Origin of the sequence: Ralstonia sp. RL (assembly GCF_001683835.1) — a bacterium.
Classification (GTDB): Bacteria; Pseudomonadota; Gammaproteobacteria; order Burkholderiales; family Burkholderiaceae; genus Ralstonia; species Ralstonia mannitolilytica.
Window position 1 is genome coordinate 1 of record NZ_LWRX01000135.1, and the last position, 2,090, is coordinate 2,090.

General features: G+C 69.9%; 3 protein-coding genes. All 3 read left to right on the top strand.

Annotated features, from left to right (window positions below; translation table 11 throughout):
• The first annotated feature begins 74 nt into the window (after window positions 1-74).
• Genes A6M56_RS13195 through fabG form a run of 3 tightly spaced genes read left to right on the top strand, consistent with a single transcriptional unit; the run spans window position 75 to window position 2,034 of the window.
• Window positions 75-875, top strand: a complete 801-nt coding sequence (locus tag A6M56_RS13195; RefSeq protein WP_286758158.1) for a beta-ketoacyl synthase chain length factor — start codon at window positions 75-77, stop codon at window positions 873-875.
• Window positions 869-1,318, top strand: a complete 450-nt coding sequence (locus A6M56_RS13200; protein ID WP_502686923.1) for a hotdog family protein — start codon at window positions 869-871, stop codon at window positions 1,316-1,318. The genes A6M56_RS13195 and A6M56_RS13200 overlap by 7 nt, the downstream gene beginning before the upstream one ends.
• Window positions 1,315-2,034, top strand: a complete 720-nt coding sequence (fabG, locus tag A6M56_RS13205; RefSeq protein ID WP_286758159.1) for a 3-oxoacyl-ACP reductase FabG — start codon at window positions 1,315-1,317, stop codon at window positions 2,032-2,034. The genes A6M56_RS13200 and fabG overlap by 4 nt, the downstream gene beginning before the upstream one ends.
• Window positions 2,035-2,090: the final 56 nt, after the last annotated feature.

The window sequence follows — 2,090 nt, forward strand, 5'->3', positions numbered from 1 at the left end:
GGCCTCCGCCATGTCCTGAGCAATTCCTTCGGCTTTGGCGGCAGCAACTGCAGCCTGATCTTCGGAGTCGCGCCATGAACCCGCCCCTGACCGCCTGGCTCGAAGGCGTCGGCTGCCTCGCCCCCGGCCTGCCCGACTGGCCGACCGCCCGCGCCGTGCTGCGCGGCGAGCAGGCTTATGCCCCGGCGCCGACCATCCTGCCCGCCCCGGTCATCCTGCCGCCAGCCGAGCGACGCCGCGCCAGCCGGGTCGTCAGGCTCGCCCTCGCCGTCGGGCTGGAAGCCGCCGCCCAGGCCGAGGCCGATGTCGCCCGACTGGCCACCGTCTTTTCCGCCTCCGGCGCCGACGGCCACAACTGCCACGCCCTGTGCGAACAGCTGGCCAGCGATGACCGCCAGATTTCGCCGACCCGCTTCCACAATTCCGTACACAACGCCGCCGCCGGCTACTGGGGTATCGCCACCGGCGCTATGGCGCCCTGCCAGGTCATCTGTGCCTACGACGCCAGCTTTGGCGCCGGCCTGCTCGACGCGCTCGGCCAGGTCGTCGTTGACCGGCAGACGACACTGCTCATCGCCTACGACAGCGAATATCCCGAACCCCTGTGCGCGACGCGCCCCGTACCGGATTGCGCCGGCATCGGGCTGCTTCTGGCGCCGGATCGCACGCCGCGCTCCCTGGCGCAGATCACCGTTTGCCCGACCGCCGACACCGCCGAACCACTGGCCGACGCAGCGCTGGAAAGCCTGCGCACCGCCATCCCGGCCCTCCGTGCCTTGCCGCTGCTGCACCGGCTGGCGCTGGGCGAGGGCGGCTCGCTGGTCGTCGACTACCTGCCGCCGATGCAACTGCGCATCGCCCTGCAACCGTGCTAGACCGCGCCGCAATCGCCCAGCGCATCCCGCACCAGGGCAGCATGTGCCTGCTCGATGCGGTGCTCGACTGGGACGACACCCGCATCACCTGCCGCGCCACCAGTCATGCCGACCCGGACAACCCGCTGCGCGCCGACGGCCGCCTGGGCGCCGCCAACGGCATCGAATACGCCGCGCAGGCCATGGCCGTGCATGGCGCGCTGCTCGCCGGCGATGACGGCGCACCGCGCCAGGGCTACCTGACCAGCGTGCGCGGCGTGACGCTGCATGTCGCCCGCCTCGACGACCTGGCCGGCACACTGCAAATCGCGGCCGAGCGCCTGTCCGGCGACACCAACCACATCCTCTACCAGTTTTCCGTCAACCACGCCGGCCGCTGCCTGCTCGAAGGCCGCGCCGCCGTCGTCCTCGACGCCACGGCCCTGAAGCAGGAGCAACCATGAAACGCGCCCTCGTCACCGGCGGCAGCGGCGGCATCGGTGCCGCCATCTGCCGGCGCCTCGCCGCCGACGGTCACCACGTCATCGTGCACGCCAACCGCGGCCTGGAAAAAGCCGAAGCGGTCGTCGCCCGCATCCGGCAAGCCGGCGGCAGCGCCGAAGCCGTCGCCTTCGACATCACCGACCGCAGCGCCACCGCCGCCCGGCTGGAAAAACTGCTCACAGACGGTGCCATCCAGATCCTGGTCAACAATGCCGGTATCCACGCCGACGCCGTCTTCCCCGGCATGTCCGGCGAACAGTGGGATTCGGTCATCGCCGTGTCGCTGAACGGTTTCTACAACGTCACGCAACCGCTGACCATGCCGATGATCCGCACCCGCTGGGGCCGCATCGTCACCATCACGTCGGTTTCCGGACTATCCGGCAACCGCGGTCAGGTCAACTACGCAGCCGCCAAGGGCGCCCTGCACGCCGCCAGCAAATCGCTGGCCCTGGAACTGGCCAGCCGTGGCATCACGGTCAACGCCGTCGCCCCCGGCATCATCGCCACCGAGATGAGCGAAGGCGCCTTCGACGCCGATGCCATCAAGCAACTGGTGCCGATGAAGCGCGCCGGCCAGCCCGAGGAAGTCGCCGATCTCGTCGCCTTCCTCGCCTCCGACCGGGCCGCCTACATTTCCGGGCAGGTGATTTCGATCAACGGCGGGATGCTCTGACGTCCTGTCGCCATTTGCCGACCCACGCCGGAATCTCTGGAATCGCGCCCAATCAT